Consider the following 21,840-nt stretch of genomic DNA (forward strand, 5'->3'; position numbering starts at 1 on the left):
AAAAATGTAGTATTTTAGCAAATATAATATGGAGGTTTAAGATGCCAACTACAATAGAAGTTAATAAGCAGAGTGTTGAGGCACTACTTGGTAGTGGAAGAACAAAACCATTTGTTATTCCAGAATATCAGCGTCCTTATGCTTGGACAGATGAACAGGTTGAAACACTGTTTGAAGATTTATGGGAATTTACCGTCAGTAATGGAGGTACTGAACGCGAAGGTTCGTATTTTCTTGGAAGTATCGTTTCGTATGAAAATGATAATGGTGAACAGGAAATTATTGATGGTCAGCAACGTATTACCTCTCTGTTTTTATTGTTAAGAGCGATTTACACAAAGCTATTTAATTCTCCATTATCAGAACGAACTCCAGAAGCAAACAATTTTATTGGTAAGATTGAACCTTCAATCTGGCGCACTAATAAACTGACTGGAACAGTTGATTATAAGACTACTCTTCTAACATCACGTGTTGTTAATAATGAAGGTAATGAAATTCTTCGTAAAATTCTCGAAACTGGAAGAGCAAATAAAGATTCTAAAGATAATTATTCTAGAAATTATATTCATTTTCAGGAGTTACTTGATAAACATTCAAGTGATAATCCCTTAATGATTTATCAGTTCATTTATTCCCTATTAAATCAAGCTATTCTTTTACCAATAACTGCCGATACCCAAGATACAGCATTGACTATTTTCTCTACTTTAAATGACAGAGGTTTACCGCTATCTGATGCTGATATATTTAAAGCTAAGATTTATAACCATCTTGAGGGAAAAGATAAGGAAATATTTATTGAACGCTGGAAAGAGCTTGATGAACAAGCTACAGCAGCTAATGAAAGTATCCAACAATTATTTTATTACTATATGTTCTATCTTAGAGCTTTGGAAAAAGATACTAAAAGTACTACACCTGGTGTCAGAAAATACTATTCGAGTAACAAATTTGAGCGCCTTTATCAATCTGAATTATTAGATAATTTATTTGTAATGCTCGAATTATGGAAAGTAATCAATAAAGGTGAAGTGCTTGAATATGAGAGTTGGTCATCAAATATACAGATAAAACAAACATTAGATACACTTACTTCATATCCTAATGAGTTCTGGAAATATCCGGTGATTATATATTATATTTGTTATCGTAAGGATAAAAACTTTGAGGATAAATTTGCAAGATTCTTAAATAAATTACTCGCTGAACTAATGACAAAATACATTCTTATTCCAACTATCAATGCTGTTAAGGGTGATATTTTGAAATTAAATTCAGCAATTGTTGTATCAGATATTCCTAAATTTGATTTCAAAGAACTAGACCAAGCTCAACTTGAAGCAGGAATCCAAAATCCTCACCGTAATGTGGTGAGAATGTTGCTTAAAACACTTGCTTATAAACATCAGGATTCATTATTACCAAGTAAATGGGAAATCGAGCATATCTTCCCTCAAAAATGGCAAACTAACTATTTTATCGATGAATCAGATCATAAAATCCGAGAGAAAATCGAGCATATAGGCAATAAATTACCATTTGAAAAGAAGTTAAATATTATAGCAGGAAATGGTTACTTTGCTAAAAAGAAAAAAGAATATGCAGCTTCTAAGATCGAAATCACAAAATTTATGGGACTTTCTGAAATTCAAGAGTGGAATTTAGAATCAATTTCGAAAAGAGATATCAGGATTTCAGATTCTATTATTGCAATTCTTAAAAAATGGAACAAAGAGTATTCGGTTATTACAAAAGAAATTGTTTCCAATAAACCTTCAGATGAGGATTTAGCTCGTATTGCTGAATTTAAGGAAAAAGGATGGATTTAACGGTAAATCAATAACAAGTAGGTGTGCGTTTTTCAAACTACTTTAGATTTTTATAGAGAGAAAGCGTATGAGATGATTGAAAATAGTGGAGGGAGAGATTTAATGCTAGAGTGGAAATCTAATATTCCAGAAGATGAATATGAAGCTAGTGCAGCTTTTAGCGAAAATAGTCATTACGAGATTTCTACGATGACTTTGAAGGGAAAGAAACATCTGATTCGATTGAAATTTCCCTTCTGTCATTTTTACCAAATTACAGATAGAAACTTATATGATGTTCTTCATCAGATTCCTAGTTCGTCAGAGCTTGAATACTCTATTTATAAGCTAGAAACTAGTAGCTTAATTACAGAAGTGATTCATAGGGCGGGTGGAGTTTTGGCTGAAGAAGACTTGGTTCATTTTCGTATTTGTGCAAAGAATCTAGTTTTTGACTTAGTTCTCTATAAAAATCAAGAGAGTGATATAAGGATAGAAGAGGTTGGTTAAAAATGAAGTGGGTTCATATTGGTGAGGAAATAGAGTATGATTGGTATGAACTACGGTGTCAACTTTCTCAAGAAAATCACCTACAAATTTTTCTTGAGGGCTTAAAGAATCAAAAGCTCAAATACTGTATTGATTTTGGTAAGATTCTTTTTTGCAGATCCATCGATGAGGGGTGGGACCTGAATTTGCTCGAAGAAGATTTACTTAGTGGACCAGAAATTCCCTATTTATCAGATGGGATTTTACTTGAAATGATAGACACTCACCTTAAAAACAGAGTTCAAAAATTTTATCCTGATCCCATCTATCACTACCAAGTACAGGGAATTAATTTTGGGATAGACGTTCTTACAGAGGCATTTCCGATTATTAAAAAACTAGACTGAAACCAAGGTAAAAGCAACCCTTTTTCAACAATAAAATAGGCTCCATAATATCTATAGGGAATTTATCCACTAGAAATATTATAGAGCTTAAATCCTTACAGCTTTATCTACAGATTTTGGTAAGTTCTTTATAAAATATCCACCCTGAGGGAATCGAACCCCCATCTCAAGAACCGGAATCTTACGTGATATCCATTACACTAAGGGTGGAAACTTTAATTATTATATCAAAAAAGAGAGCTGAACTCAAGTTTTTTCTAAACTCAGCAAAAGGAGAATAAAAAAAGGATTCAGTATTGAAACGAATCCTCTATATGATTATTTTTTCTCAAGAAGTGCTTTGATTTCTTGAAGAACTTCCAATTCAGTTGGACCAGCAGGTGCTTCTTCAACAACCTCTTCTTTTTTAGTAAGGCTTTGAGCTTTTTCCATAGCTTTAATCACAAAGAATAGAACAGTACCAACTACAAGGAAGTTGATAATAGCACTCAAGAATTTACCGTAAGTAACACCATTCCATGCAAGCTCAGCGATGTTTTGTACTTTCGCAGCTTCCAAGGCTGGGTTCAATAGGAGTGGAGTGATGATATCATTAACAAATGAAGTTACGATAGCACCAAAAGCAGAAGCGATGATCACACCGACAGCAAGGTCTACAACATTACCGCGGAGCAAAAATTCTTTAAGATCTTTTAACATTTTCTTTTTCCTTTCGAAATTTTACAGTCTAAATTATATCTCAATCATCTGTTGAATTCAAGAAATATGCTTAGTGTTTTTTAAAAACAAAAACTTTACTGAAAATGTAATTGAGGACTATAATAGTTATTTGTGCCAAAATAGTCTCAATTGTATTGATAGTATTGAGATCATCACCTACAAATTGACCGATAATATGGGGGAAACTTGTCACAAAAATAAAGGTTAGGAGCAGGTCTAAGAGAAAGGTAATGAATCTTGCGGTCGTAAATTTTATCAGGCGCTTGAACCAATTTTTTCGTTTCTGTTTAAAAACAATGGTATCATTGGTGAAAAAAGCAAACAAAATTCCAGCTATATTTCCCAAAGCAGTCGCCAATAATTCTTGTTTGCAAAGATAAAAAATCGTGATGCGAACAATGATAGAAACAAGAGTAGTTGCAACTCCGAAAAATAAGTAGGAGAGAATTTCATTATCGAAGAATTTTTTTATGTATGTTTTCATAAAAATAGTATAGCATAAAGGAGATAAATGTGCTATACTTGAAAGGTTGACTTGTTCAACCCTTGGTGCTTAGCTTCTTTCACCAAGCATATTTTACGCGGGTTAATCGCTAAAGGAGAATAATAGATGAAAAAACTTACTGTCCGTGATTTGGCAGATATTGCCATTGTCGCAGCAATTTATGTGGTTTTGACAATCACACCACCCCTTAATGCTATCAGTTACGGTGCTTATCAGTTTCGTATCTCTGAAATGATGAATTTTCTTGCCTTTTACAATCCTAAGTACATTATCGGTGTTACTCTTGGCTGTATGATTGCTAATTTCTTCAGTTTTGGAATCATCGATGTTGCGGTTGGTGGAGGTTCTACGCTTGTCTTCCTAAGTTTGGGAGTATTGTTGTTTAGCAAATATAAAAAAGACTATCTTTTTAATGGATTGATTCGTAAAGATCATTTCTTATTTTCAATTCTTTTTTCGATTTCAATGATTACCATTGCTGCTGAATTGAACATCGTAGCAGAAGCACCTTTCTTCTTAACTTGGTTTACAACTGCTATCGGAGAATTCGCTTCACTCATTGTTGGTGCTATTCTTATCGGAAAAATCGGTAAACGTCTTGATTTGACCAGATAAAGATATCACATCAAATATTTGTGAAAAGGGCTGAACTTTGTTCAGTCTTTTTCTTCGTCCATAAAACTAGTTGTTCAATAAAAGTGATATAATAAAGAAAAAAGGGATTATTTTAATATGTATGGTTATCGTATTTCAGTTTTTGAAGTCCTTTGGAAAAATCAGGTCATTAGATTTTTGTTAATTTTTTTAGCACTATTTTATTTCTATCTTTTTTTCCAAAGAGTTAAGACATCTTTAAAAAGTGGTGGGAGTATGTTGGATCCTTTTCATATTGCAAAGGGAAGATTATACATTCACACGATTATTCTTTTTAGAAAAAGGATTGTTCCTCTAGCTGAAATTAGACAGATTGATATTGATTACGTTCGAGGGAGAAGAATGAATGGGGACAGGTATCATCTGTACTTTACAAGGAAAGATGGAAAATCTTTTACTTTTCATTTTGGAAAAAGCAAAAGAAACGAGGAGTTATTGAAAAATCTTGCCAATGTGGCCAAGAAGTGCCATATTAAAATCTATTATTATTAAGAGTCGATTGCTAAAATTGGATTGTTGTCACTTGTGACAGTTGTCAAAGCTAGGAGAGTAGCTAATATGAATCAACTACAAGTAATAAGAGAAGATAAACAACTAAGAATTTTATTGATGCAAGAATGCGATATTCTCTTTTATGACCAGTTTAAAGAGGTTGAATTTTCTAAGAACAATGAAGTTTATTCTCTTTCGCCCATAGCCTTTGCTAAAGACGGCAGCGGGGGAGAATATGTAATTCTTGAGGATGATAGTATCGGCTTTATAGGGAGTGAAGGCCAAGTTGGTCGGGTAGCAGAAAGCCTTGATGACTTGCTTACCTTCTTACTTCATGCTGGTTATATCTCTGATTTTTCTTGTCGTTTGCTCTATCAAAACAAGGATTTGTTGGTAAAATTCTGTCAAGGATTTCTCAATAAAGTACGAGAAAACTATCAGTCAAAAGGGGAAGTGTGGGATAAAGTGAGAGCTGGGCTTGCACAAGAGTTGGGACTTGAATTTAAGCCAGAAAAACTACAAGAGTTAGCCTTCAATTTTTATCAATCAGCGATAAGAACCCCTCAATTCACTTGTAAATATGGTCATGGTGAGAATGAATATGTCTGTGATTCTGTTTTGTCAGATATTGTCGGCTTGTGGGTTTCAGAGCTGGTAGGGTTGACTGCAGAAGAAATTGAAGCTTTTGCAAGCACTAAAAACAATCAAATGTAAAGGACAAAAATTTATTTCCACTTAAAATATTTTATGTTATACTATTAACAATGATATTTTAAGGAGTTTATATGAGTTCGTCAGAATTTATTTCAAAGATTGATTATTATTGCCATAAGAAAGAGAGTCTATTTGACCAAAGCAAGTTTAAATATTCCATTCGCTCGATGTTTGCAGGTGCTTTCTTAACCTTTAGTACAGCCGCTGGGGCCATAGGTGCTGATCTACTCAATAGCATCGTTCCAAGTGCTGGCTATTTTCTTTTTCCCTTTGTATTTGCTTGGGGACTTGCCTATATCGTTTTCTTAAATGCTGAATTGGTGACCTCAAATATGATGTACCTGACAGCTGGAACATTCTTGAAGAAGATTGATTGGAAAAAAGCCTTTGTCATTTTGCTCTATTGTGCCTTTTTCAACTTAGTTGGTGCTCTGTTAGCAGGTTGGTGCTTTGCTAATTCATCGGCTTTTTCACACCTGACACACGACAGTTATCTTCCAAAGATTGTAGCTAAGAAGTTGGCACGACCTAGTGAGTTGGTCTTGTTGGAAGGGATTTTGGCAAATATGTTCGTAAATATTGCCATTCTATCTTCAATTTTGGTTAAGGATAGCAATGCCAAACTCTGGATTATCTTGTCAGCTATTTCTATGTTTGTTTTCTTATCTAACGAGCATATTGCAGCCAATTTTTCGTCTTTTAGTATTATTAAATTTAGTATTGTAGCTGATCAGATTGCAAACTTTGATATTCCAAATATCCTACGCCATTGGGGAGTTACCTTTATCGCCAACTTGATTGGTGGAGGATTCTTGATAGGCTTACCATACGCTTATCTTAATAAAAATGAAGAGACTTATGTTGATTAGCACTTAGCTCTTACTAAATAAAATGAAAATCAATAATATAGGAGGTCGGGGAAAAAATCCAGACCTCGATTTTTTTCCAAAGAAGCTTTTGATAAAAACGTTATTTTCTCTGTCTATAAATTCAAACATATTATTAGTTCATGGACTTTAGCTGAAAACTAAAGAGGCTTTTTTGTAAATTCAATATAGATTAAAGTGAAAACACATATTAAATATATAGAATAGAGAGTTTGAAAATAAAGGGTTGAAAACATTAAAGATACTGATACAAAGCAAATGGAAACGATTGCTACAAGTGATAAAAATATTGTAAATAGAATTAAGAAAGCCTTTCCATAATTTCGATTTTATGTTATAATATTCACAAATAAAAGTTTTAGGAGTTTATATGGTTTCTTCAGAATTTATCTCAAAAATTGAATTTGCTTGTAAGAAAAAGGAAAGTCTTTACAGTCAAAGTAAATTCAAGTATGCTATCCGTTCAATGTTTGCTGGTGCATTCTTAACATTTAGTACAGCAGCTGGTGCAGTTGGAGCTGACTTGATTAATAAGCTTGCTCCTGGTAGTGGACGTTTCCTCTTCCCATTTGTTTTCGCTTGGGGATTGGCTTACATTGTCTTCTTGAATGCTGAGTTAGTAACATCTAACATGATGTTCTTGACAGCTGGTAGCTTTTTGAAAAAGATTAGCTGGAGAAAAACTGCTGAAATCCTTCTATACTGTACACTCTTTAATTTGATCGGTGCTCTTATAGCAGGTTGGGGATTCGCCCATTCAGCAGCTTATGCAAACCTTACCCATGATAGCTTTATTTCTGGAGTTGTGGAAATGAAGTTGGGCCGTTCAAATGAACTTATCTTGCTTGAAGCTATCTTGGCTAATGTCTTTGTAAATATCGCGATTCTTTCATTCGTTTTAGTTAAGGATGGTGGAGCAAAACTTTGGTTGGTTCTTTCAGCCATTTACATGTTTGTATTCTTAACAAACGAGCACATCGCCGCAAACTTTGCTTCATTTGCGATTGTGAAGTTCAGTGTTGCTGCTGATTCAATCGCAAACTTCGGTATTGGAAATATCCTTCGTCACTGGGGTGTGACCTTTATCGGTAACCTTATCGGAGGTGGTCTACTGATGGGATTACCTTACGCCTTCTTAAATAAAAACGAAGATACATACGTAGATTAAAAGTTGGATTCATTCCAACTTTTTCTTTTTGTTTATCCATGCTATAATGAATGTAGAATAGTTAAATATAGAGGAATAACATGAACGAGATTAAATGTCCCAATTGTGGCGAAGTATTTACAGTCAATGAAAGCCAATATGCAGAACTACTTTCTCAAGTTCGCACTGCAGAGTTTGATAAGGAATTGCATGAACGAATCAAACAAGAATTGACATTGGTGGAACAAAAAGCCTTAAATGAACAACAGGCAAAACTAGCTCAAAAAGATCAAGAAATTGCCCAGCTTCAAAGTCAAATTAACAACTTTGATACAGAAAAAGAATTGGCCAAAAAGGAAGTGGAGCAAAGTGCAAGTCAAAGCTTGCTAGAGAAGGAAAAAGAAGTCCAAGCTCTCGAAAATCAATTGGCTACCTTGCGTTTAGAGCATGAAAATCAACTACAAAAAACACTATCTGATTTAGAGAAAGAACGTGATCAGGTCAAAAACCAGCTCCTTTTACAAGAAAAAGAAAATGAGTTGTCTCTAGCCTCTGTAAAACAAAATTATGAGGCCCAGCTTAAGGCGGCTAATGAGCAGGTTGAGTTCTATAAGAATTTCAAAGCCCAACAATCAACAAAGGCTATTGGTGAAAGTCTGGAACACTATGCGGAAGGTGAGTTCAACAAGGTTCGTAGCTTTGCCTTCCCAAATGCTTACTTTGAAAAGGACAACAAGGTTTCAGCACGTGGTTCTAAGGGCGATTTCATTTTCCGTGATTTTGATGAAAATGGACTAGAATTCATTTCCATCATGTTTGAGATGAAAAATGAAGCAGACGGGACAGAGAAGAAACATAAGAATGCAGACTTTTACAAGGAATTAGATAAAGACCGCCGTGAGAAAGACTGTGAGTATGCTGTTTTGGTAAGTATGCTTGAAGCAGAAAACGACTACTTTAATACAGGAATTGTTGACGTTAGCCATGAATATGAGAAGATGTATGTCATTCGTCCCCAGTTCTTTATTCAACTAATTGGACTCTTGCGCAATGCTGCCCTTAATTCCCTAAAATACAAGCAGGAGTTAGCGCTTGTTCGTGAGCAAAATATCGATATCACGCATTTTGAGGAAGATTTGGACGCTTTCAAGGTAGCTTTTGCAAAGAATTATAATTCAGCTTCGGTCAACTTCGGAAAGGCCATCGATGAGATTGATAAAGCCATTAAGCGTATGGAAGAGGTCAAGAAATTCCTGACAACATCAGAAAACCAACTCCGACTGGCTAATAACAAGCTGGATGATGTTTCTGTCAAAAAATTAACCCGCAAAAATCCAACCATGAAAGCAAAGTTTGAAGCATTGAAGGGGGAATAGAAAGCAAGACATGAACGGTATTATCAACTTAAAAAAAGAGGCGGGGATGACCTCGCATGATGCAGTTTTCAAGCTGCGTAGGATTTTAGGAACTAAGAAGATTGGTCATGGAGGGACTTTAGACCCTGATGTTGTCGGTGTTTTACCGATTGCCGTCGGTAAGGCAACCCGCATGGTCGAGTTTATGCAGGACGAGGGTAAAGTCTATGAAGGTGAAATCACCCTAGGCTATTCAACAACAACCGAGGATGCTAGTGGTGAGGTAGTTGCAGAGACACCAGTTTTGTCACCTCTGGATGAGGATCTTGTTGATGAAGCAATCGCTAGTCTGACAGGTCCTATCACTCAGATTCCACCTATGTACTCTGCTGTCAAGGTCAATGGTCGCAAACTCTATGAATATGCGCGTGCTAGTCAGGAAGTGGAGCGTCCAGAACGTCAGGTGACGATCTATAGTTTTGAAAGAACTAGCCCTATTTCCTATGAAAATAATCTTGCACGCTTTACCTTCCGTGTAAAATGCAGTAAGGGAACCTATATTCGTACCTTGTCGGTTGACTTGGGAGAAAAACTTGGCTATGCAGCTCATATGTCTCATTTAACACGAACAAGTGCAGCGGGCTTGCAGTTAGATAATGCTTTGACCTTGAATGAAATTGAGGAAAAGGTTCAAGCTGGTGAATTAGACTTTCTTCATCCCCTAGAGATTGGGACAGGTGACTTGGTCAAGGTATATTTGACTCCAGAGCAGGCAGAAGAAGTGCGTTTTGGTCGCTTTATTGAATTGGAACAAACCGAGAAGGAATTGGCTGGTTTTGAAGGTGAAAAATTACTAGCCATTTTAGAGAAACGTGACCAACTCTATAAGCCTAGAAAGGTTTTCAATTGATTAGGACTGGTGGTAAAATCGCAAACTGATTTTTAGTTTTAAAAAATGCTAAAAGACAGTTCAGTTTGGACCCGAAAAAGTTATGAAAAAGGGTTGAAAACACGGTGATATTTGACAGTTTTGCTTGCTTATGATAATATTTAAATAAAGAAAAGCTAGAAAACTTTCAGAGGATATTATGAGTATTGAGATGACTGTTAGTGAGATTGCTGAGGTCTTGGGCTTGTCCCGCCAAGCAATCAATAACCGTGTCAAGGAATTACCTGAAGAAGATACGACTAAAAATGATAAAGGAGTCACTGTGGTAACTCGCAGTGGCTTGATTAAGCTTGAAGAAATCTACAAAAAAACCATTTTTGAAGATGAACCTGTTAGTGATGATGTGAAGCAACGTGAGTTAATGGAGATTCTTGTTGATGAAAAGAACGCTGAAATCATCCGTCTTTATGAGCAGTTAAAGGCCAAAGACAAACAGTTAGCTGAAAAAGATGAACAGATGCGTGTTAAAGACCGTCAAATCGCAGAAAAAGATAAGCAATTGGATCAACAACAACAGTTAACTCTACAAGCTATGAAGGACCAAGAAAACCTTCAGTTGGAGTTGGATCAGGCTAAGCAAGAAGTACAAGCAACGAAGAAAGGCTTCTTTGCTCGCTTATTTGGAGGATAAGAAAAAACTGCTTGGTTTCTAGGTATAACCAAGTAGTTTCTTTTTCAAATACAATAAGGAATGGATAAGATGGAAAAATTAAGAGATTATATTTCATTTGATTTGGAATTTAATAAACACCAAGATAAAACTCACTTGATTCAGGTATCTGCGGTCCGTTTTAAAGATGGTGAAGAAGTAGGAGCATTTGACTCATATGTTCATACCGATGTGCCTTTGAAAAGTTTTATTAATGGTTTAACGGGTATCACGTCTGAAACCTTGAAAGATGCACCGATGGTGGAGGAAGTTCTTAAGAATTTTCAAGACTTTGTGGGTGAGTTACCCCTTGTTGGTTATAATGCAGCCAAGAGTGATTTACCGATTTTGTTGGAGCATGGTTTGGATTATAGTAGCCAATATCTAGTGGATCTCTATGATGAAGCATTTGAGCGACGCAGTTCTGATCTTCATGGTATTGCCAATCTCAAGTTACAAACTGTTGCAAGTTTTCTAGGATTTAAGGGACAATCTCATAACAGTTTAGAGGATGCTCGTATGACTGCGCGTGTTTATGAAGCATTCCTAGAGTCTGACGAAAGTAAAATCTTACTGGACGTCAAGAGTAGTCTTAACTCTAATCCTTTTGGTGGTTTAGATTTATCACAACTGTTTGATTAGGAGCTTTTATGAAACCTGAAAAGCCTAAAAAATTGGGTTTTAAAAAGATTTACCTCAATCTTGATAAAATCCTCTTTCTATTTTTTTTAATATTTATGTTGGTCGACTATATTTGGTTACCTTTGAATTCATTGATAGCGGGTTTTTTGCTAAGTCAGACGGGCTATTTGTTTATTTCTTACAATAACATTTTTGCCATTATCAAAAATGCTCCTATAGTCAGTATTGGCTTCTTAATCTTAATCATTCTTAACCTTTTAGTTGCTTATTTTCAACTCAGTCTTCTCTTTATAGGGGCGCGTCATCTTCTCTATCATGAGAAAAGAACACTGATAGAATACAGTCGTAAGGTCTTTCGTGAGAGTCTTGTCTTTATGAAAGGTCTGACAATTACAAAAGCCTTATTTATCTTCTTCTATGTTGCCATGCTTTTTCCTTTTATCAGGAAGATTTTAAAGATTTATTATTTTAATAAAATCGTAATCCCAGAGTTTATTCAGACCTACATGGAAGATAAATACTGGATGTGGTGGCTAGGTATTATCATCTTGTCAATCCTCTTCCTCTACGTTTCTGTTAAGTTAGTATTTGTTCTTCCAAAAATCTTTTATGATAAGATGACAGTCAAGGAAGCTGTGCTCTATAGTCTTGAAAGAACTAGAAATCAATTCTGGTTTTACGCTTGGCATCTCTTTCTCATTGTTGTCAAAACAAATCTTTTCTTTTACTTGCTTCTAATCCCACTATTGATTGTCCAGTTTTTAGTGGATGGTCTCACACATCGAGAATCTTTGGTTCTTGCTATTTCGAACTATATATTGATTAAAAATATCCACTATATGGCTTTGACTTACTTCTTGGTTAAGTTTACCTCCTTTTTAACTGGTGAGGAGTTGGATATTATGCCAAGACGAAAGAAAGATCATATCATGAGATGGGGTGTAATGGGGTGCGCCAGTGTCTTCTTTGCGATTGAGGGTTATGTTTATCTAGAGGCACCCGTAGTCAATCCTCCACTTGTCATCTCTCACAGAGGTGTTTCTAATGGAAATGGTGTCCAAAATACAGTTGAATCCTTAGAAAAAACAGCTCAGTTAAAACCAGATTTAGTTGAGATGGATGTACAAGAAACCAAGGATGGTCAGTTTGTCATGATGCATGATGCTAACCTAAAAAGTTTAGCGGGATTAAATGTAACACCACAAGACTTAACTTTAGATGAGTTGAAGCAATTAGATATTTATGAAAATGGTTATCAGACCAAAATATCCAGCTTTGATGATTATATAAATCGTGCCAATGACCTTCATCAGAAATTGCTGATCGAAATTAAAACGAGTCGAAAAGATAGTGCTCAGATGATGGATCATTTTCTAGATCAATATGGAGCAAAAATTAAAGTCTATGGGCATCAGATGCAATCTTTGGATTATCATGTTATTGAAAAAGTAAGTCAGTATGATAAGGAAATTCCAGTCTATTTCATTCTGCCCTACAATTCCGTTTTTCCAAGAACGAATGCTACAGGTTATACCATGGAATATTCTACCTTAGATGAATATTTTGTAACCAAGCTTTGGAATACAAAACAAAAGCTCTATGTTTGGACGATTAACGGTTCGGAATCCTTTAACAAGTCGCTTCATCTAGGAGTAGATGGTATGATTACGGATAATTTGGAAATGGTACAAGAAGAACTTGAAACTGCCCAGGAAGACCCAGAATACGCTGATTTACTTTTAAAGAAGGCAACGGAATTCTTTACTTTTTAGATAAGACAAAAGAGGCTGAATTCAGCCTCTTTTTATGCTATTAGAATGGTAATTTTCCTGCAAAAGCACCGAGTTTCTTTTTGGTTGTCTCATCGATTTGTTCAAGAGCTGCATTGACTGCTTGAACAGTCATGTCAGAAAGAGTTTCGATGTCTTCAGGGTCAACAACCGCAGGATTGAAATCAATTTTTACAACTTTCTTATCTCCAGTTAAAGTAGCAGTTACAAGGTTTTGAGCAGAAGTGCCAACAAATTCTGTAGCAGCAAGTTCAGCCTGACTTTGCTCCATTTGTTTTTGAAGTTTTTGAGCTTGACGCATCATGTTTTGCATATTCATCATGGTGGTATATAGCTTCCTTTTCTATTATTTTCCTTATTATTTTAACAATTTTAACTATAAAAGTCTATTCAAATTTTCAACGATAAAACATTAAATTTTCTGACAATTTATTGAATAATTAGAAAAACTATGATATAATAAATTTTAAAAATGGGATTCCCATGATTTAATAGGAGTGTTATATGAAAAAACTTGGTTTTATCCTTTTATCTTCGGCATTGTTGTTATCTGCTTGTGCAGTTCGTTTTGAACAATCGTCAACTACAAGTGATTCATCTCAGGTTACAAAATTGTCAGAAGATAACCAAAAACTATTGGATCAGGCAAGCAGAAGTGCCAACAAATTCTGTAGCAGCAAGTTCAGCCTGACTTTGCTCCATTTGTTTTTGAAGTTTTTGAGCTTGACGCATCATGTTTTGCATATTCATCATGGTGGTATATAGCTTCCTTTTCTATTATTTTCCTTATTATTTTAACAATTTTAACTATAAAAGTCTATTCAAATTTTCAACGATAAAACATTAAATTTTCTGACAATTTATTGAATAATTAGAAAAACTATGATATAATAAATTTTAAAAATGGGATTCCCATGATTTAATAGGAGTGTTATATGAAAAAACTTGGTTTTATCCTTTTATCTTCGGCATTGTTGTTATCTGCTTGTGCAGTTCGTTTTGAACAATCGTCAACTACAAGTGATTCATCTCAGGTCGCAAAATTATCAGAAGATAACCAAAAATTATTGGATAAGGCAACTAGTGACTACAAAACATTTGTAGAAGAACAGATAGATAAACTTTTAACAGATACAGAAGGTTTTGTTAAACTTTTGAAGGATGGTAAGTTAGAGGAAGCTAAAAAGGCATACCCTTTAATCCGTATGTCTTATGAACGTTCAGAGCCGATTGCAGAGAGCTTCGGAGAATCTGATGTGAAGATTGACTTTCGTTTGGCAGACTATCTAGATGAAAACAAGACCGAAGAAGGTTGGTCAGGTTTTCACCGTATTGAGCGCATTCTTTGGGAGGAAAACACAACTAAAGGAACTGAGTCTTATGGTGACCAACTGGTAAATGACATTAAGGAATTGAAGGCTAAGATTGCAACTGTAGATGTTGATTACAAGATTATGCTAACTGGGGCTGTCGACCTTCTAAATGAAGTAGCGACAAGTAAGATTACTGGTGAAGAGGAGATTTATTCTCATACAGATTTGTATGATTTTCGTGCCAATATCCAAGGTGCTGAAAAGATTTTCCAACTCTTTAAACCTTTACTTGAAAAATCAGATGCAGCCTTGGTTAAGGAGTTAGAGGAAGATTTCAAATCTGTCAATAGTTTGTTAGACAAACACATGACGGACAAGGAACACTATAAGCTCTATACAGACTTAACGAAAGAAGACACTAAAGAATTGTCTGAAGCAGTGACAAAACTTGGTGAACCATTATCACAAATGGGTAAATTTCTTGGTGGAGAATAAGTAATATGACAAACAAAGGCGAAAAATTTTTTGAACAAAAAATGGACCGTCGAGAATTTCTAAAAAAAGCAGGTATCGGAGGGGCTGGTCTCGCACTTGGACTCTCTGGTGCTTCTGCTTTTTTCGCACCTAAGCTTGATGGTCAGGAGAAAATCTCGTACGGGGATGAAAAAATAGCCTTCTATGGCAAACACCAAGCTGGCATTACAACTGTCATGCAGAAAAACATTTATTTTGTGGTTTTAGATTTGCATACAACTGACAAAGAGAAAATCATCCAGTTATTTAAGGATTGGACGGATTATAGTGCCAAACTTGTAGAAGGAGAATTGGTTAAAAAAGATGGTAACAATAGCCTCTTGCCTCCAAGTGATACTGGAGAAACAGTTGGACTTAATCCTCATCGTTTGACCCTGACCTTTGGAATTTCGGCTAGTTTCCTAGAAAAGATGAAACTAGAGAACAAACGTCCCAAACTTTTCAGAGATTTACCTCCATTTCCAAAGGAACAGTTACGAGAAAAGTACACGGGTGGAGATATAGTTATCCAAGCTTGTGCTGATGATGAGCAAGTTGCCTTTCATGCCATTAGAAATCTTATCCGAAAAGGAAGGAATGCAGTTACTCTTCGTTGGAGTCAATCAGGTTTTGCAGCTATCGGTAATCGTATGGAAACTCCTCGGAATCTCTTTGGATTTAAAGACGGGACTGCTAATGTTACCACTGAGAAAGAATTTGATCAGGTTGTTTGGGCTGACAGTAAGGATTGGATGGAAAATGGTTCCTACATGGCAGTTCGTCGCATCCAGATGTTCCTTGATACTTGGGATCGAACCAATCTGGAGGAGCAAGAAAATACCTTTGGGCGCTATAAGGAAAGTGGAGCTCCTTTTGGTAAGAAAAACGAATTTGATGAGGTGGACTTGAGCCTTCTTCCTGACGATTCTCATGTACGCTTAGCAAAAGAAGTGGATAAACCTCTCCTGCGTCGATCCTATTCTTATTCTGATGGAATTGATGAAAAGACTGGCCAGTTTGACACAGGATTACTGTTTATTTCCTTCCAAAAGGACCCAGATAACTTTGTTAAGGTGCAGACCAATCTGGGGGCTACGGATAAAATGAATGAGTACGTTACCCATATAGGCAGTGGACTTTTTGCCTGCTTTGGTGGAGTAGAGAAGGGAGGTTACATTGGGCAGAAATTATTGGAATCTTAAAAGTATTATCCTCCTATTTGTTTGTTTCTTCCTGTTGATTTTTCCGGTAGGAGCTAAGGAAAATTTGAGTCCCTACTTTGTGAAAATAACTGATGCAACTAAAGCTGTTAAAGAAGGCAAACAAGACCAGGCAAGAAAAATAATCGATGAAATGACCAAAGACTTCGAGAAAGTCGAGAATTCTGACTCTGAAGCAGGACGTAAAGTTCAAGAAAAGTTGGCCTTAACTGGTGATATTACTGAAGACCAGCTAACTCAGATTTCTTTAGCCCTTTTGACATTTGAGAAAGAGCAAAATCCAGTCGACCTAGATGCAGAAAAAGAGAAACTTGTTTCACGATTAGAACCTCGTTTTGAAGCCTTAGATAAGGCAATCGCTTCTCAAGATCTGGAAGCAGTAAGAGAAGCCTATAAAAAAATGAATTCAACCTGGACCATCAATGAAGCAGTGGTTCGCGACCATAGTACAGCTCATTATGGGCAAGTAGAAAAAGCAATTTCCTTTCTGCGTAGTAGCATTGAAACTGAACCAACGAACTTTGATACTATTCAGGCATCGTTTGATGATTTGAAGACAGCCATTTCTAACTTTGTTGAAGGTACAGAAATAGCGACTACATCTTCGAATCTGACCCTAAAGGATGGAATCGATCTTTTAAAAAAGGCTTTGACCCAATTTCAAGCTGGTCAAGATAGTGATGCAGCTGCGACGATGAAGGAGTTTATTACTATTTGGCCCACCATCGAGGGTTCTGTAAGTACAACCAATCCTTCGCTTTATACCAAGGTTGAAAATGAAAGTCCTGTCATCATGGTTAAGGGAAAGGAAAGTGAATATCAAGAAAAGCTTTCTAGCTTGATTGCAGAGCTATCTCAAATTGATACTAGCGCTTCCTATAATGCATTTGATGCCATGCTCATATTGCTCCGAGAAGGTGTAGAAGCCCTCTTGATTGTCATGGCGCTTGTGACAACTTTGAAAGCTGCTAAGATGAGAAAGGGCCTCAAGTGGGTCTATGGTGGTGCATTTGCTGGTATAGTTGCTAGTCTTTTAATTGCCTATATCCTACAGATTGCCTTTCCAGCAGTTACCTCAGGAACTAACCGTGAAATCATCGAAGGAGCAGTCGGGATTTTTGCAGTTATCATGATGATTTTAATCGGTATTTGGCTTCATAGCAAATCTTCTGTTAAAAAATGGAATACTTTTATGGAATCACAAATGCAAACTGTCACGAAAACAGGCTCTTTCCTTTCTATGTTCGCTCTGAGTTTTCTAGCCGTATTCCGTGAAGGTGCTGAGACGATTTTATTCTACGTAGGGATTCTGCCAAGGATTTCTAGTTTTGACTTTGTCCTAGGAATTTCTCTGGCCCTCTTAGTCTTAGTCGTGATTGCCTTTGTGATGAACAAGGCCAGTCAATTTTTCCTACCTCACAAGGTTTTCTTTATCCTGACTTGGATGATTTATGTCTTAGCTTTTAAGATGACGGGAGTCAGTATCCATGCCTTACAGTTGACAAATATGATTCCAAACCATCTGATCTCAGGAATACCAAGTATTGATATATTGGGAATTTACCCTAGTTGGGAAGGGTTAGCAGGTCAGATTATCTTTATCCTCGTAGTTTTTCTAATTACCATTAGACAGGGTGAAAAATGATGGATCAAAAGGAATTGACAATTATTGAACATTTGGTAGAATTTAGAAAGAGATTGCTAGCAGTAGTTGTTTGCTTCTTTCTAGTTTTCTGCGTTTCAATATTATTTGCCGATCAGGTTTATCAGTATATCACACAAGGTTTTAGTCAGAAGTTAATCGTCTTAGGGCCGAATGATATTTTATGGATTTATCTCCGTTTAGCAAGTTTAATGGCCTTTAGCCTTACCTTACCTTTTACGGTCTATCAAGTCTGGAGTTTTGTTCGACCAGCCCTTAAAACTGAAGAAGCAGGGGCGATTTTTGCTTATATACCTGCAACATTTCTTTGTTTTATCTTGGGATTAGCCTTTGGCTTTTATTTTGTAACACCAGCTATACTTCAGGTCTTACTGGGACTAGGTGAAAACTTATTTGAGACGCAACTGACAGCACAAAATTATCTAGCCTTTGTCTTTCAAACAACTGTACCACTAGCGTTTATCTTTGAATTGCCAGTTATCATTGCTTTTTTTACCTCAATTGGTTTGATTGGACCTGGCCTACTCATTTCTTATAGACGTTATGCCTACTTCATTTTATTGGTATTGGCAGTTATATTGACGCCGGCCGATTTTATTAGCGATTTAGCGATGACTGTTCCCCTAATCCTTTTGTATGAGGTTAGTATCGCTATTAGTAAATGGATAATTAAGAGAAAAAGGAAAGGAGAAAAAGATGGGAATCTTACGTGATATTGGTGCACCGGGCTTGATAGTCATTGTCCTTGGAGCATTGTTGATTTTTGGACCAAAACGCTTACCAGAGTTAGGCGAGTCAGTAGGAAAAATGCTTGCCGAGTTTAAGAAAGCCGTTAAGGGCATCGGTGAGCAAGAAGAAAAATAAACGAAAAATGATTGAATAGAGTTGAGAATTGTTGGATTGGAATTATCTCTGGCTACAATCTCAACTTTTTTATTTAGTTTAAGGTTTTTTTAAGGTTTCTATACTATTCTGAAGAACTCTATATTTGTTGAAAATAGAGTTGAGATTTTTTTATCATTCAAGTTACTTTCCCTAAAGGTATGCCTAGGCTCTTTCTGACTAGAGAATTCTAGTATTTATTTCGATAAAAGGCTAGGTTGTGATATAATGGTAAAGAATGAGTTTTTTAGAACAGACTAAAGGAGTATTAAAATGATCTACGCTGGAATTTTAGCAGGTGGAACTGGCACGCGCATGGGGATTAGTAATTTACCTAAACAATGCTTAAAGCTAGAAGAACCAGTCAGAGAAATCAAAGATATTCACCGAGTTTTTGCAACTGACTTAAATACCGCATTTAAGACAGTCTTTAAGTGGGAAGTCTAATGGAGGATGATTGTGGAAAAGATTATTAAGGAAAAACTGACATCTTTACTATCAACTGATGAAGATATTTTAAGTGTTGAACAACTAGGAGGAATGACTAATCAAAACTATTTGGTTAAGACAACCTCAAATCAGTATATCGTTAAGTTTTTCGGAAAAGGCACAGATAAATTGATCAACCGCCAGAATGAGAAATTTAATCTGGACTTGTTAAAAGATTTAAAACTTGATGTGGAAAATTATCTTTTCGATATTGAAGCAGGTATCAAGGTTAATCAGTACATTAAATCTGCGAATACTCTTAATTCCACTACTATCAAGACTAAGTTTGAAAAGATTGCGCCTATTTTACAAACGGTTCATGCTTCGGGTAAGGAATTAAAAGGGGAGTTTGCTCCCTTTGAGGAAATCAAAAAATATGAAACCTTGATTCAAGGGGAGATTTCCTATCCGAACTATGAAGCTGTCAGAAAGTCTGTGTTTTCTCTGAAAGACCAACTTGAAAAAATTGGTATCGATAAGAAATCATGTCACATTGATTTGGTTCCTGAAAATTTCATAGAAGGACCAGATGGTCACCTTTATCTGATTGATTGGGAATATTCATCTATGAATGATCCTATGTGGGATTTGGCAGCTCTCTTCCTAGAATCTGAGTTTACCAGTGCAGAGGAAGAAGATTTTCTAAGTCATTATAAGAGTGACAAGACTCCCGTTTCAAGAGAGAAAATTCGTATTTACAAAATCTTGCAAGATATCATTTGGAGTCTTTGGACTATTTACAAAGAAGAAAATGGTGCAGATTTTGGAGATTACGGAATCTCTCGTTACAATAGAGCAGTAAAAGAATTAGAGTCTGAAGGAGATTTAAATGAAAACTAAAAATGGAGTTTCTTTTGGGCTACTATCAGGTGTGTTCTGGGGATTAGGCTTAACGATTAGTGCTTATATCTTTTCAATATTCACGGATTTATCGCCTTTTGTAGTAGCAGCAGCACACGATTTTCTAAGTATTTTTATCTTGCTAGGATATCTTCTAGTTAAAGAAGGAAAGGTACGTTTTTCAATCTTCTTGAACATTAGAAATGTCAGTGTCATCATTGGAGCCTTACTTGCTGGTCCTATTGGCATGCAGGCCAATCTTTATGCGGTTAAGTATATTGGTAGCTCCTTAGCTTCGTCTGTTTCAGCGATTTATCCTGCAGTTTCTGTTCTTCTTGCCTTCTTTATTCTAAAGCATAAGGTTTCAAAGAATACAGTATTTGGAATTTTGTTAATCATTGCAGGCATTATTGCTCAGACCTACAAGGTTGAACAAGTCAATTCCTTCTATATCGGAATTCTTTGCGCCTTGATTTGTGCGCTTGCTTGGGGGAGTGAAAGTGTTCTAAGCTCTTTTGCAATGGAAAGTGAACTCAGTGAACTCGAAGCCCTCTTGATTCGACAAGTAACTTCCTTCCTGTCCTATCTTGTAATTGTTCTCTTCTCACATCATTCATTTGCAGAAGTGGCAAATGGACAATTGTTGGGACTTCTGATTGTCTTTGCGGCATTTAATATGATTTCTTATCTAGCCTATTATATGGCTATTAATCGATTGCAGCCGGCAAAAGCTACTGGTCTAAATGTGAGTTATGTAGTATGGACTGTTTTGTTTGCAGCAATGTTCTTGGGAACACCTCTGACTGTCTTAACAATCATTACTTCATTTGTTGTAATGGCTGGTGTTTACATTATTATTAAAGAATAAAGGAGAAAGCGCGTGAAAGCGATTATCTTAGCAGCTGGCTTGGGAACTCGTTTGAGACCTATGACAGAAAACACTCCCAAAGCCTTGGTTCAAGTTAACCAAAAACCTTTGGTTGAATATCAAATTGAATTTTTAAAAGAACGTGGTATTGATGATATTATCATCGTTGTAGGTTATTTGAAAGAACAATTCGATTACCTTAAAGAGAAGTATGGAGTTCGTTTGGTCTTCAACGATAAGTATGCTGATTACAATAATTTTTACTCACTTTACTTGGTAAAAGAAGAGTTGGCTAATAGCTACGTTATCGATGCGGATAACTATCTTTTCAAAAATATGTTCCGTAATGATATCGAGCGTTCAACATATTTCAGTGTTTATCGTGAAGACTGTGACAATGAATGGTTCCTAGTTTACGGAGAAGATTACAAAGTTCAAGATATCATCGTTGATAGTAAGAATGGTCGCATCCTGAGTGGAGTTTCATTCTGGGATGCTCCAACAGCTGAAAAGATTGTTGGATTTATCGATGAGGCTTATGCAAGCGGAGAATTTGTAGATCTCTACTGGGACAACATGGTTAAAGATAATATCAAAGAACTAGATGTATATGTAGAAGAGTTGGAAGAAAACTCTATCTATGAAATTGACAGTGTTAAAGATTATCAAAAATTGGAGAAGATTCTCTCTTCACAAAATAAGTAAACTAAAATACGTCAGACACCGTACCTATTTTTGCTTGACTTTTTAGGGTTGATACAGTATACTAGTAAAAATTTAACCTTTAAGGGAAGTCCAGAGAGGCTCACAAGGTGTCAGATAGAAAATAGATTACACAAAC

Annotated in this window: 24 protein-coding genes, 1 tRNA gene, 2 pseudogenes and 1 riboswitch; of the genes and pseudogenes, 22 read left to right on the forward strand and 5 right to left on the reverse strand. The window is 35.9% G+C overall.

Annotated elements, in window-relative coordinates:
- Positions 1-41: 41 nt before the first annotated feature.
- The 3 genes from RRU92_RS06820 to RRU92_RS06830 all read left to right on the forward strand — a co-directional run bounded on the left by RRU92_RS06820 (position 42) and on the right by RRU92_RS06830 (position 2,707).
- Positions 42-1,832 carry a DUF262 domain-containing HNH endonuclease family protein gene (locus RRU92_RS06820; RefSeq protein WP_315639074.1) on the forward strand — a complete coding sequence of 597 codons (1,791 nt, stop codon included), beginning with the start codon at positions 42-44 and terminating at the stop codon, positions 1,830-1,832.
- 72 nt (positions 1,833-1,904) lie between these two features.
- Entirely contained in the window at positions 1,905-2,321 is a 417-nt protein-coding gene (locus tag RRU92_RS06825; protein ID WP_315639075.1) for a hypothetical protein, read from the forward strand.
- 2 nt (positions 2,322-2,323) lie between these two features.
- The gene (locus RRU92_RS06830; RefSeq protein ID WP_315639076.1) at positions 2,324-2,707 is read left to right on the forward strand and encodes a hypothetical protein; all 384 of its coding nucleotides are present in this window, start codon (positions 2,324-2,326) and stop codon (positions 2,705-2,707) included.
- A gap of 138 nt (positions 2,708-2,845) precedes the next feature.
- On the opposite strand, the gene RRU92_RS06835 is transcribed toward RRU92_RS06830, so the two are convergent.
- The 3 genes from RRU92_RS06835 to RRU92_RS06845 all read right to left on the reverse strand — a co-directional run bounded on the left by RRU92_RS06835 (position 2,846) and on the right by RRU92_RS06845 (position 3,911).
- Positions 2,846-2,917: transfer RNA gene (locus RRU92_RS06835), tRNA-Arg, on the reverse strand.
- 108 nt (positions 2,918-3,025) lie between these two features.
- A complete protein-coding gene (gene mscL, locus RRU92_RS06840) occupies positions 3,026-3,406 on the reverse strand; it encodes a large conductance mechanosensitive channel protein MscL (RefSeq protein ID WP_075231750.1) in 381 nt (126 codons plus the stop codon).
- Between the two features lie 70 nt (positions 3,407-3,476).
- The gene (locus tag RRU92_RS06845) at positions 3,477-3,911 is read right to left on the reverse strand and encodes a GtrA family protein (protein WP_315639077.1); all 435 of its coding nucleotides are present in this window, start codon (positions 3,909-3,911) and stop codon (positions 3,477-3,479) included.
- A gap of 28 nt (positions 3,912-3,939) precedes the next feature.
- Positions 3,940-4,037: riboswitch (PreQ1 riboswitch) on the forward strand.
- On the opposite strand from RRU92_RS06845, the gene RRU92_RS06850 reads away from it, so the two are divergent.
- From RRU92_RS06850 to RRU92_RS06895, 10 genes are all read left to right on the forward strand, one after another.
- Positions 4,038-4,547, forward strand: coding sequence for a QueT transporter family protein (locus tag RRU92_RS06850; RefSeq protein WP_315639079.1), 510 nt, complete (start codon positions 4,038-4,040; stop codon positions 4,545-4,547). It begins immediately after the preceding riboswitch.
- Between the two features lie 117 nt (positions 4,548-4,664).
- Positions 4,665-5,078, forward strand: a complete 414-nt coding sequence (locus RRU92_RS06855) for a hypothetical protein (RefSeq protein WP_315639080.1) — start codon at positions 4,665-4,667, stop codon at positions 5,076-5,078.
- A gap of 66 nt (positions 5,079-5,144) precedes the next feature.
- On the forward strand, positions 5,145-5,792 hold the full coding sequence (locus tag RRU92_RS06860; RefSeq protein ID WP_315639081.1) for a hypothetical protein: 648 nt from the start codon (positions 5,145-5,147) through the stop codon (positions 5,790-5,792).
- 71 nt (positions 5,793-5,863) lie between these two features.
- Positions 5,864-6,661, forward strand: coding sequence for a formate/nitrite transporter family protein (locus RRU92_RS06865; RefSeq protein ID WP_315639082.1), 798 nt, complete (start codon positions 5,864-5,866; stop codon positions 6,659-6,661).
- A 388-nt stretch (positions 6,662-7,049) separates the two neighbouring features.
- On the forward strand, positions 7,050-7,847 hold the full coding sequence (locus RRU92_RS06870; protein ID WP_075230562.1) for a formate/nitrite transporter family protein: 798 nt from the start codon (positions 7,050-7,052) through the stop codon (positions 7,845-7,847).
- 80 nt (positions 7,848-7,927) lie between these two features.
- A complete protein-coding gene (locus RRU92_RS06875; RefSeq protein WP_315639083.1) occupies positions 7,928-9,202 on the forward strand; it encodes a DUF2130 domain-containing protein in 1,275 nt (424 codons plus the stop codon).
- A gap of 10 nt (positions 9,203-9,212) precedes the next feature.
- A complete protein-coding gene (gene truB / locus RRU92_RS06880; RefSeq protein WP_315639084.1) occupies positions 9,213-10,091 on the forward strand; it encodes a tRNA pseudouridine(55) synthase TruB in 879 nt (292 codons plus the stop codon).
- Positions 10,092-10,269: 178 nt separating this feature from the next.
- Complete coding sequence (gene rocS / locus RRU92_RS06885; RefSeq protein WP_000021254.1) at positions 10,270-10,761, forward strand: chromosome segregation protein RocS; 492 nt, start codon at positions 10,270-10,272, stop codon at positions 10,759-10,761.
- A 69-nt stretch (positions 10,762-10,830) separates the two neighbouring features.
- On the forward strand, positions 10,831-11,421 hold the full coding sequence (locus RRU92_RS06890) for a 3'-5' exonuclease (RefSeq protein ID WP_248034317.1): 591 nt from the start codon (positions 10,831-10,833) through the stop codon (positions 11,419-11,421).
- 8 nt (positions 11,422-11,429) lie between these two features.
- Positions 11,430-13,193, forward strand: a complete 1,764-nt coding sequence (locus RRU92_RS06895; protein WP_315639085.1) for a glycerophosphodiester phosphodiesterase — start codon at positions 11,430-11,432, stop codon at positions 13,191-13,193.
- A 40-nt stretch (positions 13,194-13,233) separates the two neighbouring features.
- Here the strand turns inward: RRU92_RS06895 and RRU92_RS06900 are convergent, their stop codons facing one another.
- Positions 13,234-13,533, reverse strand: a complete 300-nt coding sequence (locus tag RRU92_RS06900) for a YbaB/EbfC family nucleoid-associated protein (RefSeq protein ID WP_315639086.1) — start codon at positions 13,531-13,533, stop codon at positions 13,234-13,236.
- Between the two features lie 326 nt (positions 13,534-13,859).
- Positions 13,860-13,964 (reverse strand): annotated as a pseudogene (locus RRU92_RS06905) (YbaB/EbfC family nucleoid-associated protein); the annotation flags it as partial.
- Positions 13,965-14,146: 182 nt separating this feature from the next.
- Here RRU92_RS06905 and efeO point away from each other — a divergent pair.
- From efeO to RRU92_RS06950, 9 genes and pseudogenes are all read left to right on the forward strand, one after another.
- Positions 14,147-15,019: an iron uptake system protein EfeO gene (gene efeO, locus RRU92_RS06910; protein WP_315639087.1), complete on the forward strand. Its 873-nt coding sequence runs from the start codon at positions 14,147-14,149 to the stop codon at positions 15,017-15,019.
- 5 nt (positions 15,020-15,024) lie between these two features.
- On the forward strand, positions 15,025-16,239 hold the full coding sequence (gene efeB / locus RRU92_RS06915; RefSeq protein WP_315639088.1) for an iron uptake transporter deferrochelatase/peroxidase subunit: 1,215 nt from the start codon (positions 15,025-15,027) through the stop codon (positions 16,237-16,239).
- Complete coding sequence (locus tag RRU92_RS06920; protein ID WP_315639089.1) at positions 16,214-17,902, forward strand: FTR1 family protein; 1,689 nt, start codon at positions 16,214-16,216, stop codon at positions 17,900-17,902. The genes efeB and RRU92_RS06920 overlap by 26 nt, the downstream gene beginning before the upstream one ends.
- Positions 17,902-18,633, forward strand: a complete 732-nt coding sequence (gene tatC, locus RRU92_RS06925) for a twin-arginine translocase subunit TatC (protein WP_315640916.1) — start codon at positions 17,902-17,904, stop codon at positions 18,631-18,633. The genes RRU92_RS06920 and tatC overlap by 1 nt, the downstream gene beginning before the upstream one ends.
- The gene (locus RRU92_RS06930) at positions 18,617-18,784 is read left to right on the forward strand and encodes a twin-arginine translocase TatA/TatE family subunit (protein WP_000512114.1); all 168 of its coding nucleotides are present in this window, start codon (positions 18,617-18,619) and stop codon (positions 18,782-18,784) included. The genes tatC and RRU92_RS06930 overlap by 17 nt, the downstream gene beginning before the upstream one ends.
- Before the next feature lie 291 nt (positions 18,785-19,075).
- Positions 19,076-19,156, forward strand: a pseudogene (locus RRU92_RS06935) (2-C-methyl-D-erythritol 4-phosphate cytidylyltransferase); the annotation flags it as partial.
- A 105-nt stretch (positions 19,157-19,261) separates the two neighbouring features.
- The gene (locus RRU92_RS06940) at positions 19,262-20,131 is read left to right on the forward strand and encodes a phosphotransferase family protein (RefSeq protein ID WP_315639090.1); all 870 of its coding nucleotides are present in this window, start codon (positions 19,262-19,264) and stop codon (positions 20,129-20,131) included.
- Positions 20,121-20,999, forward strand: coding sequence for a DMT family transporter (locus RRU92_RS06945; RefSeq protein ID WP_315639091.1), 879 nt, complete (start codon positions 20,121-20,123; stop codon positions 20,997-20,999). Before RRU92_RS06940 ends, RRU92_RS06945 begins: the two co-directional genes overlap by 11 nt.
- A 12-nt stretch (positions 21,000-21,011) precedes the next feature.
- Entirely contained in the window at positions 21,012-21,704 is a 693-nt protein-coding gene (locus RRU92_RS06950) for a sugar phosphate nucleotidyltransferase (protein WP_315639092.1), read from the forward strand.
- Positions 21,705-21,840: the final 136 nt, after the last annotated feature.

The sequence above is a fragment of the Streptococcus sp. DTU_2020_1001019_1_SI_AUS_MUR_006 genome (assembly GCF_032340315.1).
In the GTDB taxonomy this organism is placed as follows: Bacteria; Bacillota; Bacilli; order Lactobacillales; family Streptococcaceae; genus Streptococcus.

Coding starts and splice junctions, on each gene's coding strand:
- RRU92_RS06945 (WP_315639091.1), top strand. CDS start 20,121: ATGAAAACTAAAAATGGAGTTTCTTTTGGGCTACTATCAGGTGTGTTC.
- RRU92_RS06845 (WP_315639077.1), bottom strand. CDS start 3,911: ATGAAAACATACATAAAAAAATTCTTCGATAATGAAATTCTCTCCTAC.
- rocS (WP_000021254.1), top strand. CDS start 10,270: ATGAGTATTGAGATGACTGTTAGTGAGATTGCTGAGGTCTTGGGCTTG.
- RRU92_RS06870 (WP_075230562.1), top strand. CDS start 7,050: ATGGTTTCTTCAGAATTTATCTCAAAAATTGAATTTGCTTGTAAGAAA.
- truB (WP_315639084.1), top strand. CDS start 9,213: ATGAACGGTATTATCAACTTAAAAAAAGAGGCGGGGATGACCTCGCAT.
- RRU92_RS06875 (WP_315639083.1), top strand. CDS start 7,928: ATGAACGAGATTAAATGTCCCAATTGTGGCGAAGTATTTACAGTCAAT.
- RRU92_RS06895 (WP_315639085.1), top strand. CDS start 11,430: ATGAAACCTGAAAAGCCTAAAAAATTGGGTTTTAAAAAGATTTACCTC.
- RRU92_RS06830 (WP_315639076.1), top strand. CDS start 2,324: ATGAAGTGGGTTCATATTGGTGAGGAAATAGAGTATGATTGGTATGAA.
- RRU92_RS06860 (WP_315639081.1), top strand. CDS start 5,145: ATGAATCAACTACAAGTAATAAGAGAAGATAAACAACTAAGAATTTTA.
- RRU92_RS06890 (WP_248034317.1), top strand. CDS start 10,831: ATGGAAAAATTAAGAGATTATATTTCATTTGATTTGGAATTTAATAAA.
- mscL (WP_075231750.1), bottom strand. CDS start 3,406: ATGTTAAAAGATCTTAAAGAATTTTTGCTCCGCGGTAATGTTGTAGAC.
- tatC (WP_315640916.1), top strand. CDS start 17,902: ATGGATCAAAAGGAATTGACAATTATTGAACATTTGGTAGAATTTAGA.
- RRU92_RS06900 (WP_315639086.1), bottom strand. CDS start 13,533: ATGATGAATATGCAAAACATGATGCGTCAAGCTCAAAAACTTCAAAAA.
- RRU92_RS06825 (WP_315639075.1), top strand. CDS start 1,905: ATGATTGAAAATAGTGGAGGGAGAGATTTAATGCTAGAGTGGAAATCT.
- efeO (WP_315639087.1), top strand. CDS start 14,147: ATGAAAAAACTTGGTTTTATCCTTTTATCTTCGGCATTGTTGTTATCT.
- RRU92_RS06930 (WP_000512114.1), top strand. CDS start 18,617: ATGGGAATCTTACGTGATATTGGTGCACCGGGCTTGATAGTCATTGTC.
- RRU92_RS06855 (WP_315639080.1), top strand. CDS start 4,665: ATGTATGGTTATCGTATTTCAGTTTTTGAAGTCCTTTGGAAAAATCAG.
- RRU92_RS06850 (WP_315639079.1), top strand. CDS start 4,038: ATGAAAAAACTTACTGTCCGTGATTTGGCAGATATTGCCATTGTCGCA.
- RRU92_RS06820 (WP_315639074.1), top strand. CDS start 42: ATGCCAACTACAATAGAAGTTAATAAGCAGAGTGTTGAGGCACTACTT.
- RRU92_RS06865 (WP_315639082.1), top strand. CDS start 5,864: ATGAGTTCGTCAGAATTTATTTCAAAGATTGATTATTATTGCCATAAG.
- efeB (WP_315639088.1), top strand. CDS start 15,025: ATGACAAACAAAGGCGAAAAATTTTTTGAACAAAAAATGGACCGTCGA.